This window comes from Catellatospora sp. IY07-71, assembly GCF_018326265.1.
Lineage (GTDB): Bacteria > Actinomycetota > Actinomycetes > Mycobacteriales > Micromonosporaceae > Catellatospora.
Genome location: NZ_AP023360.1, coordinates 4319495 through 4334089, shown reverse-complemented (window position 1 = coordinate 4334089; position 14595 = coordinate 4319495). Strand labels below are relative to the sequence as shown.

The window sequence follows — 14595 nt, the reverse complement described above, 5'->3', positions numbered from 1 at the left end:
GAAAGCCCGAAGGGCGCCTTCTCTCCGGTGAGAAGGCGCCCTTCGGCTATGCGTACGTGAACTCAGAGCGGGTGGACGTTGGCCGCCTGCGGGCCCTTCTGGCCCTGCGTGATCTCGAACTCGACCTGCTGGCCCTCGTGGAGCTCGCGGTAGCCGCCACCGGAGATGGCGGAGTAGTGAACGAACACGTCCGCGCCACCGCCGTCCTGTTCGATGAAGCCGAAGCCCTTCTCCGAGTTGAACCACTTCACGGTGCCGGTTGCCATGCGAATCCCTCTCACGGGGCTCCAACCTTCACGCCGCCGTTTGCGGCGCGAACTGCCCCACCTCTCCGCTGACCCTAGCGCGCCGCGCCCGACTCGGCTGAGGTTTGCGCGTGAACTGGGCGATTCGACGGTTCGCCGAGCGCGCCAGGGGGCATCCTGAACGGGTGACGGCCCTTGTCGAGAGCGCCCTGAAGGACCTTCGGCGCAAAATGCTGCCTCCCCAGCCCGCCGCGCTCGACCGGCTCTGCCTGAGCCCGGTGCCCCTCGTCCCCGAGATCCGGCTGCACCTGGCCGTCGACTCGATCGTGTGGTGGGCCCGGATGGAGGCCGAGGCGCACAGCCGGGTGCCGGTGCCGTACTGGGCCTCGGCCTGGGCGGGCGGGCAGGCGATCGCCCGGTACGTGCTCGACCACCCCGAGACCGCCGACGGGCGGCACGCGCTGGACCTGGCGGCGGGCTCCGGCCTGGCCGGCATCGCCGCCGGCATGGCGGGCGCGGTCAGCGTCACCGCCAACGACACCGATCCGTACGCCGTCGCCGCCGCGCTGCTCAACGGCCGCGCCAACGGGGTGACCGTGACCGGCAGCGAGCACGATCTGCTCGACGGCGACGGCGGCAGCGCCGACCTGGTGCTGGCCGGGGACGTGTTCTACGACGCCGAGCTGGCCGACCGCATGCTGCCCTTCCTGCGCCGGGCCGCCCGGCGCGGCGCCACCGTCCTCATCGGCGATCCCGGCCGCGACCACCTGCCCAGCGGGCAGCTGATCCGGGTGGCCGGCTACGACACCGCGGGCGCGTTCACGTTCTCCGACGCCCAGCTGCGCCACGTCGAGGTGTACCGCCTCGCCGCCTGACCCGGTCAGGACTCCGGGGCGAGCAGGTGGCGCAGGTAAAGCTGCGGCTCGGCGAGGAACGAGCGGGTCAGCACCACCGGTTCCGCATCGTCGTAGCCGACCCGGTCGATGCCGCCGTCGGCGTCGATCCGCAGGATGCGCGCGCCCGGCACGGCCAGCAGGATCGGCGAGTGCGTCGCGATGACGAACTGCGAGCCCTGCGCGGTCAGCTCCTGGACCCGGGCGATGACGGCCAGGCAGCCGTACACCGACAGCGCCGCCTCCGGCTCGTCCAGCAGGTACAGCCCCTGCGGCCCGAACCGGTGCGCGACCAGGTCCAGGAACGACTCCCCGTGCGAGCGCTCGTGCAGGCTGCGGCCGCCGTAGGCGCGTTCCATGCCGAGCTTCTCTATCTCGGTGGCGACGTTGTAGAAGGACTCCGCGCGCAGGAAGAAGCCGGTGCGCGGCTTGCCGAGGCCGCGTACCAGGCGGAGATGATCGCCCAGCGGCGACTCCGTGGCGCGGGTGGCGAAGTTGAAGTTCGGCGAGCCGCCCTCCGGGTTGAACCCGGCCGCCACGGCCATCGCCTCGATCAGGGTCGACTTGCCGGTGCCGTTGTCCCCGATCAGGAACGTCACCTTCGGATCCAGCTCCAGCCGCCCCGCCCTACGCAGCCCGGCCACCACCGGCAGCGCGAACGGGTACGCCGCCGGGTCCGTCCCGTCCTCGTCCAGCTCCACCCACCGCAGGAATCCGCCCCCACCCATCCCCCGACCGTATCCGCTGCCACCTCGGCGAACGGGCACGGCGCGGCGGCGGCTCGGGCATGCTGGGGGCGTGAGCAGCAAGGGAGTGTGGCCGGCGCTGCCGCTGGCCGAGTGGTCGGACACCCGGGACACGCTGCACCTGTGGACGCAGGTCGTAGGCAAGGTGCGGCTGGCCCTGGAGCCGATGGTCAACCACTGGTGGCAGGTCCCGCTGTACGTGAACGCACGCGGCCTGACCACCTCGCTGATGCCGTACGGCGCGGCCGGGCTGGAGATCGTGTTCGACTTCCAGCGGCACGTGCTCGACCTGCACACCACCGGCGGCGAGCGGCGCGAGGTGGAGCTGCGCCCGCGCAGCGTGGCCGACTTCCACGCCTCGGTAATGTCGTCGCTGGACTCGCTGGGCATGCCGGTCGACATCATGGCCCGGCCCGTCGAGCTGCCGGACGTGATCCGCTTCCCGGAAGACGATCAGCACTGCTCGTACGACGCCGAGGCCGCGCACCGGTTCTGGCTGGCGCTGGTGCAGGCGCACCGGGTGTTCACCGCGTTCCGGGGCCGGTTCCAGGGCAAGGTCAGCCCGGTGCACGTGTTCTGGGGCGCGCTGGACCTGGCGGTGACCCGGTTCTCCGGCGAGGAGGCGCCGCCGCACCCGGGCGGGGTGCCCAACTGCCCCGATCGGGTCAACCTGCTGGCGTACAGCCACGAGGTGAGCAGCTGCGGCTTCTGGCCGGGCGGCGGCCCGGAGGGGGTGTTCTACGCGTACGCGTACCCGGAGCCGCCGGGCTTCCGTGATTGGCCGATCGGACCGGAGCAGGCCCGCTACGACGCGGAGCTGGGCGAGTTCGTGCTGCCGTACGAGGCGGTGCGCACCGCCGACGATCCGGACATGGCGCTGATGACGTTCCTGCAGTGCACCTACGAGGCCGCGGCGGAGCTGGCCGCGTGGGACCGGCGCGCGCTGGAGGTCTGAACCGCCGCCCGAACCGCCCATCGGCCGACGCGGCACCGGACACCGCCCCTATCGTGACGGTATGCCGGAATCTGAGGACCCATCCGGAGGGCTACCGGCGTCCGGTGCCCGGCCGACGCCATCGTCGGCGGTGACCAGGGCGCACCCGCCGGGCTCGGCGGGCGCGAGCCCGTCCGCCGGGCCGGAGCCCCCGGCCGACCCGACCGAACTGGTGCGCCGTGTCGGCTACCTGCGCACGCTGGCGCTGGCCGGGCTCGTCGGCGTGCCGGTGTCGCTGGCCGCGTTCGGCTTCCTGGCGCTGCTGCACGCCATGGAGGACCGCATCTGGCACGACCTGCCGCAGGCACTGACCGGATCGGACACCCCACCCTGGTGGTGGCCGCTGCCGCTGCTCGCGCTGGCCGGGCTCGGCGTCGGCGCGGTCGTCCGGTGGGCCCCCGGACACGGCGGGCACATGCCGATCGACGGCCTGGGCGGGCCGCCACCGTCCGCCGCCGAGCTGCCCTGGGTGCTGGTCGCGGCGCTGGTCAGCCTGCCGCTGGGCGCGGTGCTCGGCCCGGAGGCGCCGCTCATCGCGGGCGGCAGCGGGCTGGCCCTGCTCATCGCGCAGCTGCTCGGGATCGAGCACGGCAGCCGCAAGTCGATGATCGTCGCCGGATCGGGCGCGGCGGCGGCGGTCGCGGCGATCTTCGGCAGTCCCGTGGTCGCGGCCGTGCTGCTCATCGAGATGATCCAGCTCAGCGGCGCGGCGCTGGCCATCGTCGTGGTGCCGTGCCTGCTGGCGGCGGGCATCGGCGCGATCGTGTTCACGGGCCTGGGCGCCTGGTCCGGGCTGCCCATCGGGTCGCTGAGGCTGCCCATCCCGCCGACCGACTTCCGGCCCGACGTCGCCGATCTGCTGTGGGCGGTGCCGCTGGCGGTGCTCACCGCGGCGGGCATCCGGGTGGTCCGGCTGGTCGCGCGCCGGGTCGCGCCGTGGGTCACCGCCCGGCCGCTGGCCGGCACGTTCGCCGCGGCGCTCGGCGTCGGGGCCTGCGCGGCCGCGTACGCCCTGCTGACGGGCCGCTCCCCCGCGGAGGCGGCGCTGTCCGGTCAGCAGACCCTGGCCGCGCTCGCGGCCGATCCGGCCGCGTGGCCGGAGCTGCCGCTGCTGGCGCTGCTTCTGTTCAAGAGCGCCGGGTATGCCCTGTCGCTGGCGGCGCTGCGCGGCGGCCCGATCTTCCCGGCGGTGAGCCTGGGCGGCGTCTTCGGCGTGCTGGCCGGCCCGCTGCCCGGCCTGGGCCCGGTGCCCGCGATGGCGGCGGGCATGGCCGCGGCGTCGGTGGCCATCATGTCGCTGCCGGTCAGCGCGGTGGTCCTGGTGGTCCTGCTGATGGGCCCGCTCGGCTTCCGCACCACCCCGATCATCCTGATCGCCGTCGTGGTCGCCTTCGTCACCGAGCAGATCCTGGAACACGGCCTCAGCCGCCGCCGCGACCTCCGACCCTGAGCGGAGGGGTGTCAGCCGAGATCGGGCGCGGCCAGCCGGACCTTGTCCGCCGACTCGTCGTCGGGCTCCTGCTGCGACTGCCGCTCGGCCTCGACCCGGGCCGTGTACACCTCGATCTCGCGCGCCACCTCCTCCTCGGACCAGCCCAGCACGCCGCCCATCAACCGGGCCACCATCGGCGCCGCCTGCACCCCGCGCGACCAGGTCTCGATCGACGCGCGGGTGCGCCGGGCCAGCACGTCGTCCACGTGCAGCGCGCCCTCGTGCGAGGCGGCGTACACCGCCTCGGCGGCCAGGTAGTCGTCGGCGCCCGGCAGCGGCTCGGCCAGCGCCGGGTCCTCCTCGACCAGCCGCAGCACCTCGTGGATCATCGAGCCGAACCGGTTGAGCAGGTGCTCGATCCGCACCACGTGCAGGCCCGACTCCTGGGCCAGCAGGTGCCGCCGGTTCCACAGCACCCGGTAGCCCTCCGCGCCGGCCAGCGCCACCTCGTGCGTGATCGACTCGGGGATCTTCTGGTCCAGGCTGCGGGCGGCCTCGTCCACCGCGTCCTTGCCCATCACCCGGTACGTCGTGTACTTGCCGCCCGCGACCACCACCAGCCCGGGCACCGGGTGCCCGACCAGGTGCTCGCGGGACAGCTTGCTGGTCTCCTCCGACTCCCCCGCCAGCAGCGGCCGCAGCCCGGCGTAGACGCCCTCCACGTCCTCCATGGTCAGCTTGGTCACCAGCACCGAGTTCACGTGCGCCAGCAGGTACTTGATGTCGTGTGCGGTCGCCGCCGGGTGCGCCAGGTCGAGGTGCCAGTCGGTGTCGGTGGTGCCCACGATCCAGTGCCGTCCCCACGGGATCACGAACAGCACGCTCTTCTCGGTGCGCAGGATCAGCCCGGTGCGCGACTGGATGCGGTCACGCGGCACGAGCAGGTGGATGCCCTTGGACGCGCGCACGTGGAACTGGCCGCGGGTGTCGGCCATCCGCTGCGTCTCGTCCGTCCACACGCCGGTCGCGTTGATCACCTGCTGGGCGCGCACGTCGTACCCCTCGCCGGTGAGCACGTCCTCGACGGTCGCGCCGACCACCCGCTCGCCCTCGCGCAGGAAGCCGGTGACCCGGGCCCGGTTGGCGACCAGCGCGCCGTACGACGCCGCGGTGCGCACCACGGTCATCGTGTGCCGGGCGTCGTCGACCTGGCCGTCCCAGTACTGCACCGCGCCGACCAGCGAGCCCTTCTTCAGGCACGGCGCCTCGCGCAGGGCACGGCGGTGGCTCAGGTGCCGGTGGTGGGGCACGCCGCGGCCGGTGCCGGTGGTCAGGCCCATGGTGTCGTACAGCAGCACGCCGCTGCCGACGTACGGCCGCTCCCACACCCGGTGCGTCAGCGGGTAGAGGAACTTCACCGGCTTGGCCAGGTGCGGGCAGATGCGGGTGAGCAGCAGCGCCCGCTCTCGCAGCGCCTCGGCGACCAGCCCGAAGTCCAGCATCTCCAGGTAGCGCAGGCCGCCGTGGATGAGCTTGCTGGACCGGCTGGACGTGCCCGAGGCCCAGTCCCGCGCCTCGACCAGCCCGGTGGTCAGACCGCGGGTCACCGCGTCCAGCGCCGCACCGGCGCCGACCACGCCCCCGCCGACGACGAGGATGTCCAGCTCCCGGGCGGCCATGTCGGCCAGGGCCTGGCGGCGCGCCTCGGGAGAGAGCGCTACGACGTCCATGCGGGACCCCTACTCGACCTCGACCCAGTTCAGGGTCCGCTCGACGGCCTTCTTCCAGCCCTGGTACCCCTCGGTGCGCTGCTCGTCGGTCCAGGTCGGGTCCCAGCGCTGGTCCTCCTGCCAGTGCTGGCGCAGCTCGTCGGTGTCCTTCCAGAAGCCCACCGCGAGCCCGGCGGCGTACGCGGCGCCCAGCGCGGTGGTCTCGGCGACCACCGGCTTGCTCACCGGCACGCCCAGGATGTCGGCCTGCAGCTGCATGCACAGCTTGTTCGCGGTGATGCCGCCGTCGACCTTGAGGAAGTCCAGCCGCACCCCGGAGTCCTTCTCCATCGCCTCGACCACGTCGCGCGACTGGTAGCAGATCGCCTCCAGGGTGGCCCGCGCCAGGTGCGCGTTGGTGTTGAAGCGGGACAGGCCCACGATCACGCCGCGCGCGTCCGAGCGCCAGTACGGCGCGAACAGGCCGGAGAAGGCCGGCACGAAGTACATGCCGCCGTTGTCGTCGACCTGCCGGGCCAGTGCCTCGCTCTGCGCCGCGCCGCTGATGATGCCCAGCTGGTCGCGCAGCCACTGGATCGCCGAGCCGGTCACCGCGATGGAGCCCTCCAGGGCGTACACCGCGGGCTGGTCGGCGAACTGGTAGCAGACCGTCGTGAGCAGGCCCGCCTTGGACCGCACCAGCTCGGTGCCGGTGTTGAGCAGCAGGAAGTTGCCGGTGCCGTAGGTGTTCTTGGCCTCGCCGGGCGAGAAGCACACCTGCCCGACCGTGGCCGCCTGCTGGTCGCCGAGCGACGCGGGCAGCGGGATCTCGCCCCCGAACGGGCCGCCGGCGCGCGTCTTGCCGTACAGGCCCGGGTCGGACGAGGGCCGGATCTGCGGCAGCATCTCGCGCGGCACGCCGAAGAAGGCCAGCAGCTCGTCGTCCCAGTCCAGCGTCTCCAGGTTCATCAGCATGGTGCGGCTGGCGTTGGTGACGTCGGTGATGTGCACGCCGCCGTCCGGCCCGCCGGTCAGGTTCCACAGCGTCCAGGTGTCGGTGTTGCCGAAGAGCGCATCGCCGCGGGCGGCCGCGTCGCGTACGCCGTCGACGTTCTCCAGGATCCATTGGATCTTCCCGCCGGAGAAGTACGTCGCGGGCGGCAGCCCGGCCTTGCGCCGGATGGTGTCGCCCCGGCCGTCGCGGTCCAGGGCCGCGGCGATGCGGTCGGTGCGGGTGTCCTGCCAGACGATGGCGTTGTAGTAGGGCCGGCCGGTCCGGCGGTCCCACACCACCGTCGTCTCGCGCTGGTTGGTGATGCCGACCGCGGCGAGATCGGACGCCTGCAGCCTCTTCTGGGAAAGCGCGGTGCGCACCACGGCGCTGGTCCGCTCCCAGATCTCCAGCGGGTTGTGCTCCACCCAGCCCGCCTGCGGCAGGTACTGCTTGTGCTCCAGCTGGTGCTTGCCGACCTCGTTGCCACCACGGTCGAAGATCATGAACCGGGTGCTGGTCGTGCCCTGGTCGATCGCGCCCACAAAGTCGGCCATCGCCGCGTCCTCTCGCCGAACGTGCCGGTCACCTGTCGGAACTCTTGCCGGTGCCGGTCTCCTTCACGGCGACCGTCCCGACCGGCGCGGGCTCCTCCACGATCTCCTCGGGCTTCAGGTGCCGGCCGATGAGGAGCTGGTAGAGGAAGGCGCCGATGGGGCCGCCGATCAGCGGTCCGAGGATCGGCACCCAGAAATAGAGATTCCCATACTGATCTCGGAACGCGGACTCGTAACCGGTCAGATAAGACGCCAGCCGCGGCCCGAAGTCGCGGGCCGGGTTGATCGCGTAACCGGCCGCCGTGCCCCAGGCCATGCCGATCGCGACCACGAGCAGGCCGATCAGCAGCGGCGCCAGGTTGGCCAGCGGCGGCAGGTTCAGCAGATCGGTCAGCGCCAGCACCATGAACATCAGGATCGCCGTGCCGATGACCTGGTCCCGGAACGCGCCCCAGGTGCCGATCGGCAGCGCGCCGTTGCCGGGCAGCGTGGAGAAGACGCCCTGCGTCTTCATGGACAGCCCCGGATCGACCGAGTGGAGCACCTCGGTGTAGTTCCACCGCACGATCAGCGCCGCCACGAACGCGCCCAGGAACTGGGCCACGATGTAGGGCAGCACCTTCACCCACGGGAAGCCCTTGAAGATCGCCAGGGAGAAGGTCACGGCCGGATTGATGTGCGCGCCGCTGATCCGCGCCGCCGTGTACACGCCCAGCGTCACACCCAGACCCCAGGCCCAGGCGATGCTGTCGTGGTCGCCCAGCCCGCCGGCGACCACCTGCGCCACCACGCCGACGCCGAAAAGGATCAGGATCATCGTGCCGGCGAACTCGGCGCTCAGTTCCCGCCACAGGCCGTTCGTCTTGGTTGCTGCTGCCATGTCTGTCCGCCCCCCGGATAGTCCGCAAGTGGGGCGGCGGCGAGGCCGTGCGGCGCGCTGGTGCCGACGCGGCGAAAATCGCCGCCGACCACCGGATACGGTGATCCGCTCGCGCTACGTGTCCAGCATAGACCGGACTTTTCCCAGCCAGGAGCGATCTCATGCATGGCCGTCGGGTATGGCGGGCACAGCGCCGATGCGTACGAAATGGGCGCTATGTCATTCGGGTGCGGACGTGCCCAGCGTCGTGTCACGAACCGCGGCCCGCACCTCGTCCAGCGCCGTGGGCGCCATGGACAGGATGCGGCAGCCCGCCCCCAGCAGCAGCGGCACCAGGGAGGGATCGCCGGCCGCGTCCCCGCAGACCGACACGTCACGGTCGTGGCGGCGGGCCGCCCGCACCACCGTCACCACGGCCGACAGCACCACCGGGTCCGCGATCCGGGCCGGAGTGAGCGCCGGATCGCGGCGGTCCAGGCCGAGCACGGCCGCGGTCAGGTCGTTGCTGCCCAGCGACAGGAAGTCGGCGGCCGCGGCCAGCTCGTCCACCGCCGCCACCGCCTCCGGCAGCTCGATCATGGCGCCCAGCGGCGGCACGGGCACCCCCCGCTCGGCCGCCGCCGCGCCCAGCAGCTCGCGGCAGCGGTCCAGCTGCGCCACCGTGGTCACCATCGGGATCATGATGCGCAGCCGGGCCCCGTCCGCCTCGTCCAGGATCGCCGCGAACTGGTCGGCCAGCGTGTGCGGCGCCGCCAGCATCAGCTCCAGCCCGCGATGGCGCGACGAGGTGCCCCACAGGAACGGCGGCAGCTTGTCCGGCGCGAAGTCCAGCGTGCGTACGGTCGCCGGGTGCCCGGACAGCGCCGCCAGCACCGGCCGCAGCGCCGCCGCGTGCTCGGCCCGGGTCGGCCAGGCCCGCGCGGACAGGAAGGGCACCTCGGTGCGGACCAGGCCCGCGCCCTGGGCGCCCGCGGCCAGCCCCGCCACGGCGTCCGCCACCGTCGACACGTTGACCAGCAGCGTCACCGGCGCCCCGTCCCGGGTCACCGCGGGCAGGTCGCGCCGGGCGGCCAGCTCCTGACGGCGCTCCCGGGCCGCCGCCTCCGCCCGGCGTGCCGCCTCCAGCCGGTGCGGCGGCGGGTCGACGGTCAGCGTCGCCGTCACGGTGTCCAGCACCGCCTGCCGTCCCTCCGTCGCCGACGGCAGCGAGACCCCGAACAACAGCGGCACACCGAGCGCCCGCGCCACGATCGCGACGTGCGCGTTCGGGCCGCCCAGCCGGGACACCGCACCCGCGACGACCATCGCCGGTTCGAGCAGGTCGTCGGCGCCCAGCTCCTCGGCGACCAGGATCACCGGCTCCGGCCCGGACCCGTTGGTGCCGCCGTCGGCCCGCAGCTGCTGCACCACCCGGCGGCCGACCTGGCGTACGTCGGCGGCGCGGGCGGCCAGCGTCGGGTCCGGCAGCGCCGCCAGCACGGCGGCGTAGCGCTCCGCCGCGTCGGCCACCGCGCGGTCCGCCGGTACGCCGGTCTCGACCGCGGCCACCGCCGCGGCGCGCAGGTCCGGGTCGTCGGCGATGAGCGCGGTCGCCTCCAGGATGTCGGCCGGGGTGCCGTTCTCGCCGCGCTCCCGCATGGCCTGCGCGGTGCAGCGCAGGCGGGCCGCGACCGCGTCGAACGCCGCGCCGACCTGCGCCGGGCTCGCCGTGGCGGGCTCGCCGTCGCCGCCGTACGTCAGGCGCCGCACCCGCCCCACGGCCACCCCCGGCGCACCGGCCACCCCGGCGTAGTACTCGGAGGTCATGTCGCGGCGGCGTCGGCGAGCGCCTGGAAGATCAGCCAGGTCGACGTCGCGCCCGGGTCCTGGTGGCCGATGCTGCGCTCGCCGAGATACGACGCGCGCCCCTTGCGGGCCTGCAGCGGCACCGTGGCCCGCATGCCCTCGGCCGCCGCGCCCGCCGCCGCCCGCGCCGCCGCGGCCAGGCCGCCGTCCCCGTCGCCGCCGTGCTCGCGCAGCGCCGCGTCGTACGCGTCCACCGCCGGGGCGTACGCGTCCACGATGGTCTTGTCCCCCGGCGCCGCCCCGCCCAGCTTCACCAGCGCGTCCAGGCCCGCCCGCAGCCCCGTGCCGAGCGCCGCCGCGTCCACCTCGGCGCCCTCCGGCAGCGCTTTGCCGAGCGCGCGAAAGGCGCTGCCGTACAGCGGCCCCGACGCCCCGCCCACCTTCGACACCAGCGTCGTGCCCGCCAGCGTGAACACCGCGCCGACCCCGGCCGGGGACGCCCCGGCCAGCGCGGTGCGCACCGCGCCGAAGCCCCGGTTCATGTTCACGCCGTGATCGGAGTCGCCGATCGCGGCGTCCAGCGAGGTCAGCTCCTCGGTCCGGGCCGCGAGCGCGTCGGCGGCCGCGTCCAGCCAGGCTTTGGCCAGCGCGACGTCCATCAGACCCCCCAGCGCAGGGCCGGGGTGCGCACCGGCGCGTCCCACAGCCGCAGCAGCTCCGGGTCGGCCCGGCACACCGTCAGCGACATGCCCGCCATGTCCAGGCTGGTCACGTAGTTGCCGACCAGGTTGCGGGCGATGCGCACCCCGGCCGACTCCAGCAGCCCCGCCACCTCGCCGTAGAGCAGGTACAGCTCGATGAGCGGAGTGGCCCCGAGCCCGTTGACGACCACGATGGCGTCCTCGCCGGTGGCCACCGGCTTGGCGGCCAGGATCGCCTCCAGCGTCATCGTGGCGATCTCCCGGGCCGGGCGCAGCTGCTCCCGGCGGCGGCCCGGCTCGCCGTGGATGCCGACCCCGACCTCCATCTCGTCCTCGGGCAGCTCGAACCCCGGCCGCCCGGCGGCGGGGGTGGTGCACGCGGTCAGCGCGATCGCGAACGAGGCGCTGGCCTCGTTGACCCGGGTGCCCAGCGCGGCCACCGCCGCGGCGTCCGCGCCCTCCTCGGCCAGCGCCCCGGCGATCTTCTCGACCAGCATCGTCGCGCCGGTGCCCCGGCGGCCCGCGGTCCACGTCGAGTCCTCCACCGCCACGTCGTCGTCGACCAGCACCGAGTGCACCTCGATGCCCTCGTCGCCGGACAGCTCCGCGGCCATCTGGAAGTTCATCACGTCACCGGTGTAGTTCTTCACGATGTGGACCACCCCGGCCCCGCCGTCGACCGCCTTCGCCGCGGCGACGATCTGGTCCGGCACGGGCGAGGTGAACACCTCACCGGGGCAGGCCGCGTCGAGCATGCCCAGGCCCACGAACCCGGCGTGCATCGGCTCGTGCCCCGAACCGCCGCCGGAGATCAGCCCCACCTTGCCGGCCCGGGGCGCCTCGGCGCGTACCACGATCTGCTGTTCCAGGTCGACCCGCAGGTCCGGGTGCGCGGCGGCCAGGCCCACCAGCGCCTCGCGGACCACCGCGTCCGGGTGGTTGATGAACTTCTTCACGGCGGGCTCCCTTCCCGGCGTCGGCGGGTGACGCCGGCGCGCACCGGTTCGCGGCGTAAGTCCATCCTGCCCCGCCGGGCCGCCCCGTGCCCGGTTTCTTTGCCGCCGCCTCCGTGCCGCCGCGCGGCTACGATGCGGGCATGAGCGTGGGGATCGTGCTGGTCTCGCACAGCGCCGACCTCGCGGCCGGGCTGCGTGACCTGCTGCGCCAGGTCGCCGGGGACACGGTCGCGGTCACCGTCGCGGGCGGCTCGGACGACGGCGGCCTGGGCACCTCCTACGACCTGATCCGGGACGCGGTCGGCGAGGCCGCCTCGGGCGACGGCGTGGTCGTGCTGCCCGACCTGGGCAGCTCGGTGCTGACCGCGCGGGCGCTGCTGGACGAGCACCCGGACGCCCGGGTGCGGCTGGTCGACGCCCCGTTCGTGGAGGGCGCGGTCGCGGCGGCGGTCATCGCGGCGACCGGCGCCGACCTGGACACCGTGGCGAGCGCGGCCGAGGAGGCGTGGCATGCCCGAAAGCTCTGAGGACGTGCTGCTCCCCGCCCACCTGCACGCCCGCCCCGCCGGGCAGGTCGTGGTCACCGCCGCGAAGTTCGCCAGCACCGTCGAGATCGTGTACGGCGACCGCACCGCCAGCGCCCGCGGCGTGCTCGCCCTCCTCGCCCTGGGCGCCACGGCCGGCCAGACCGTCACCGTCCGCGCCACCGGCCCCGACGCCGAATCCGCCGCCTCCGCCGTCGCCACCGCCCTCCGCGAGGGCGAAGGAAGGGCACCTTCTTAACGCTTTCCGTAGCGGAAGGGCACCTTCTTAACCCTCCGGCCCACCGGTGCCCGGCGATGATCAGTGTCTCGTGTCAAAACCTGGGCCTGGACTGCACTTTCTGACACGAAGCCGCGATCATGCCCCGATGCGAGGGCTGGTCGGCGTGGTCAGGTCCAGGGCAGAGCGGCGCGCTGCTGCCAGTAGGCCTCCGCCGGCTCGGCGAGCGCCGCGAGCCGGTCGAGCTGACCGGGGGACAGCTCCAGCCGGGTGCCGTTGAGGTTGGTCCCGAGCTGCGGGGTGGTCGCCGCGCCGGACAGCACGACGCCCACCCACGGCTGGCGCAGCACCGCCGCGACGGCCACCGCGTCCGGAGTGGCACCTGTCTCCGCCGCGACCTCCAGCAGCGCACCGAAGCCGGGACCAGCCTCCGCTGGCGAAGCCGATGAAGCGCTCGCCGCGAGGCGGCCGTTGGCCAGGGCCTCCTTGATGATCACCTGGCAGCCGGCCGCGCGGGCGGCGGCGAGCGCCGGACCGGCCGACGGCTCCAGCAGGTTCCAGGTGGCCTGCACGCTGCGGAACAGCAGCCGCCCGTCCACTTCGACGCCCAGCGCCGCCTCGATCGTCTCGGCCTGCCGGGGCCCGCTGCTGGAGAACCCGACGGTCACCCCGCTCGCCGCCAGCTCGGCCAGGCGCCGGTGCAGCGCCGTGTCCCGCAGCGCCGGGCTGTCGATGGTCAGCGAGTGGATCTGGTACAGGTCCAGCCGGTCCCCCAGCAGCTCGCGGGTCTCGCCGAGCTGGCGCTCGTACACCCCGAGGCTGTGGTCCTTGACCTCGTGCACCGGCGCGTCCACCCGCCAGCCCGCCGTGTACGTGTACCCCCACTTGCTGCCCACGACCACGTCCGGCACCTCCCGCCCGGCCAGCCAGGACGCGAGGAACTCCTCGGCGCGGCCGTACGAGCGCGCCGTGTCCACGTAACGCATCCCGGCCGCGTACGCCGCGTCGAGCAGCTCGTGGCTACGGGCGCGCATCGCCTCGACGGTCCGTTCCGACGGCAGATCCCGGTCGCGGCCCAGGTTGAGGTACCCCGGACGGCCGACGGCGGCCAGGCCGAGCCCGAGCCGGGCGGTGGGCGAGGTCAGATCGAGCCGGTCGAGCGCCATACCCCCATCATTCCGGTCGGGGCGGTCCGCGCCCCCGGCAGGCGGCTACCCGCTCCAGCCGGGTCGGGGCGGATATTCGAGCGCCGCGTTCCAGTCGCCGCGCCCGCGCGGGGTGAGGTCGAGCAGGTGCCACACCGGGCAGAGCAGGTCGATGCCACGTTCGTCGAGGTCGTCGGCCATGCGCGGGTGGGCTGAGTACACATGGCGCACGGTCCCGTCCGCGTCGCGGCTGAACACCGACACCGTCGAGTCCTGCCCGCCGTCGGCATCCTCGCTGCCCAGGTCGTACTTGAAGCTGCCGTCCCCGGCGCTGAGCAGCCGCAGGGCGGTCCAGCCCCGGTCCCGGGCGTGTGCCCGCAGCGCGGGCGGGTCCGCGGCGGCCACGACGGCGAGGTCGGCGTTCTGCGTGACGTGCCGGGCCACGCCGTTGATGCCGTCGAGCCACATGGTGCACATGGGGCAGGGCGTGGTCTGCGCCTTGCCGTACATGAGGTGGTACATGATCAGGTCGCGGTCCGGGCCGGTGAACAGCTCGCCGAGCCGGACCGTGGTGACCGGTTCGTCGCCCTCGGCCAGGTCGGCCGGGCCCTCCCGGAACGTGTAGTCGTCCATGACCGGGCCGGGCGGCAGGGCGCGGCGCAGCTTCGCGACGCGTTCCCGGTGCCGCATGAGCTCGATCTCGGCCCGCCGCAGGTCCTCGCGGGACCGGGCGTACTCGGCCGTCTCCGCGGTGAGGTTCGTCTGCCGCATCTCCACCACCCCCGGACGTTGAGAAGGG

At 73.7% G+C, this 14595-nt stretch carries 15 protein-coding genes; 5 read left to right on the top strand and 10 right to left on the bottom strand.

All coding sequences use genetic code 11. From position 1 onward, the window contains the following. Positions 1 to 62: 62 nt before the first annotated feature. Positions 63 to 266, bottom strand: a complete 204-nt coding sequence (locus CS0771_RS19435; RefSeq protein WP_203756938.1) for a cold-shock protein — start codon at positions 264 to 266, stop codon at positions 63 to 65. Positions 267 to 475: 209 nt separating this feature from the next. Between CS0771_RS19435 and CS0771_RS19430 the strand changes: the two genes are divergently transcribed. After that, the gene (locus CS0771_RS19430) at positions 476 to 1120 is read left to right on the top strand and encodes a methyltransferase (protein ID WP_212845919.1); all 645 of its coding nucleotides are present in this window, start codon (positions 476 to 478) and stop codon (positions 1118 to 1120) included. Positions 1121 to 1125: 5 nt separating this feature from the next. Here CS0771_RS19430 and CS0771_RS19425 read toward each other — a convergent pair whose 3' ends face one another. After that, entirely contained in the window at positions 1126 to 1866 is a 741-nt protein-coding gene (locus tag CS0771_RS19425) for an AAA family ATPase (protein ID WP_212842300.1), read from the bottom strand. 70 nt (positions 1867 to 1936) lie between these two features. Between CS0771_RS19425 and CS0771_RS19420 the strand changes: the two genes are divergently transcribed. Continuing rightward, positions 1937 to 2839: a DUF5996 family protein gene (locus CS0771_RS19420; RefSeq protein ID WP_212842299.1), complete on the top strand. Its 903-nt coding sequence runs from the start codon at positions 1937 to 1939 to the stop codon at positions 2837 to 2839. Between the two features lie 130 nt (positions 2840 to 2969). Then, complete coding sequence (locus CS0771_RS19415; protein ID WP_212842298.1) at positions 2970 to 4328, top strand: chloride channel protein; 1359 nt, start codon at positions 2970 to 2972, stop codon at positions 4326 to 4328. Positions 4329 to 4339: 11 nt separating this feature from the next. Here the strand turns inward: CS0771_RS19415 and CS0771_RS19410 are convergent, their stop codons facing one another. The 6 genes from CS0771_RS19410 to dhaK all read right to left on the bottom strand — a co-directional run bounded on the left by CS0771_RS19410 (position 4340) and on the right by dhaK (position 11889). Continuing rightward, on the bottom strand, positions 4340 to 6040 hold the full coding sequence (locus CS0771_RS19410) for a glycerol-3-phosphate dehydrogenase/oxidase (RefSeq protein WP_212842297.1): 1701 nt from the start codon (positions 6038 to 6040) through the stop codon (positions 4340 to 4342). Between the two features lie 9 nt (positions 6041 to 6049). Next, complete coding sequence (gene glpK / locus CS0771_RS19405; RefSeq protein WP_212842296.1) at positions 6050 to 7567, bottom strand: glycerol kinase GlpK; 1518 nt, start codon at positions 7565 to 7567, stop codon at positions 6050 to 6052. Positions 7568 to 7595: 28 nt separating this feature from the next. Then, entirely contained in the window at positions 7596 to 8447 is an 852-nt protein-coding gene (locus CS0771_RS19400) for an MIP/aquaporin family protein (protein ID WP_212842295.1), read from the bottom strand. 219 nt (positions 8448 to 8666) lie between these two features. After that, positions 8667 to 10253 (bottom strand): putative PEP-binding protein, encoded by a 1587-nt coding sequence (locus tag CS0771_RS19395; protein ID WP_212842294.1) that lies wholly within the window; start codon positions 10251 to 10253, stop codon positions 8667 to 8669. Then, positions 10250 to 10891 carry a dihydroxyacetone kinase subunit DhaL gene (dhaL, locus tag CS0771_RS19390; protein ID WP_212842293.1) on the bottom strand — a complete coding sequence of 214 codons (642 nt, stop codon included), beginning with the start codon at positions 10889 to 10891 and terminating at the stop codon, positions 10250 to 10252. Before dhaL ends, CS0771_RS19395 begins: the two co-directional genes overlap by 4 nt. Continuing rightward, positions 10891 to 11889, bottom strand: a complete 999-nt coding sequence (gene dhaK / locus CS0771_RS19385) for a dihydroxyacetone kinase subunit DhaK (RefSeq protein WP_212842292.1) — start codon at positions 11887 to 11889, stop codon at positions 10891 to 10893. The genes dhaL and dhaK overlap by 1 nt, the downstream gene beginning before the upstream one ends. 140 nt (positions 11890 to 12029) lie before the next feature. Here dhaK and dhaM point away from each other — a divergent pair, with 140 nt between their 5' ends. Continuing rightward, positions 12030 to 12416, top strand: a complete 387-nt coding sequence (dhaM, locus tag CS0771_RS19380) for a dihydroxyacetone kinase phosphoryl donor subunit DhaM (RefSeq protein WP_212842291.1) — start codon at positions 12030 to 12032, stop codon at positions 12414 to 12416. Continuing rightward, entirely contained in the window at positions 12400 to 12672 is a 273-nt protein-coding gene (locus tag CS0771_RS19375) for an HPr family phosphocarrier protein (RefSeq protein ID WP_203756956.1), read from the top strand. The genes dhaM and CS0771_RS19375 overlap by 17 nt, the downstream gene beginning before the upstream one ends. Positions 12673 to 12821: 149 nt before the next feature. Here CS0771_RS19375 and CS0771_RS19370 read toward each other — a convergent pair whose 3' ends face one another. Both CS0771_RS19370 and CS0771_RS19365 read right to left on the bottom strand, forming a co-directional pair. Further along, positions 12822 to 13817 carry an aldo/keto reductase gene (locus CS0771_RS19370; RefSeq protein ID WP_212842290.1) on the bottom strand — a complete coding sequence of 332 codons (996 nt, stop codon included), beginning with the start codon at positions 13815 to 13817 and terminating at the stop codon, positions 12822 to 12824. A 45-nt stretch (positions 13818 to 13862) separates the two neighbouring features. Continuing rightward, positions 13863 to 14567: a DUF899 family protein gene (locus tag CS0771_RS19365; RefSeq protein ID WP_212842289.1), complete on the bottom strand. Its 705-nt coding sequence runs from the start codon at positions 14565 to 14567 to the stop codon at positions 13863 to 13865. Between the last annotated feature and the right edge of the window lie 28 nt (positions 14568 to 14595).

Excerpts from the sequence above, each read along its gene's own strand:
- CS0771_RS19435 (WP_203756938.1), bottom strand. The coding sequence starts at position 266 with ATGGCAACCGGCACCGTGAAGTGGTTCAACTCGGAGAAGGGCTTCGGC.
- CS0771_RS19430 (WP_212845919.1), top strand. The coding sequence starts at position 476 with ATGCTGCCTCCCCAGCCCGCCGCGCTCGACCGGCTCTGCCTGAGCCCG.
- dhaM (WP_212842291.1), top strand. The coding sequence starts at position 12,030 with ATGAGCGTGGGGATCGTGCTGGTCTCGCACAGCGCCGACCTCGCGGCC.
- CS0771_RS19400 (WP_212842295.1), bottom strand. The coding sequence starts at position 8,447 with ATGGCAGCAGCAACCAAGACGAACGGCCTGTGGCGGGAACTGAGCGCC.
- dhaL (WP_212842293.1), bottom strand. The coding sequence starts at position 10,891 with ATGGACGTCGCGCTGGCCAAAGCCTGGCTGGACGCGGCCGCCGACGCG.
- CS0771_RS19395 (WP_212842294.1), bottom strand. The coding sequence starts at position 10,253 with ATGACCTCCGAGTACTACGCCGGGGTGGCCGGTGCGCCGGGGGTGGCC.
- CS0771_RS19370 (WP_212842290.1), bottom strand. The coding sequence starts at position 13,817 with ATGGCGCTCGACCGGCTCGATCTGACCTCGCCCACCGCCCGGCTCGGG.
- glpK (WP_212842296.1), bottom strand. The coding sequence starts at position 7,567 with ATGGCCGACTTTGTGGGCGCGATCGACCAGGGCACGACCAGCACCCGG.
- CS0771_RS19375 (WP_203756956.1), top strand. The coding sequence starts at position 12,400 with ATGCCCGAAAGCTCTGAGGACGTGCTGCTCCCCGCCCACCTGCACGCC.
- CS0771_RS19365 (WP_212842289.1), bottom strand. The coding sequence starts at position 14,567 with ATGCGGCAGACGAACCTCACCGCGGAGACGGCCGAGTACGCCCGGTCC.
- CS0771_RS19410 (WP_212842297.1), bottom strand. The coding sequence starts at position 6,040 with ATGGACGTCGTAGCGCTCTCTCCCGAGGCGCGCCGCCAGGCCCTGGCC.
- CS0771_RS19425 (WP_212842300.1), bottom strand. The coding sequence starts at position 1,866 with ATGGGTGGGGGCGGATTCCTGCGGTGGGTGGAGCTGGACGAGGACGGG.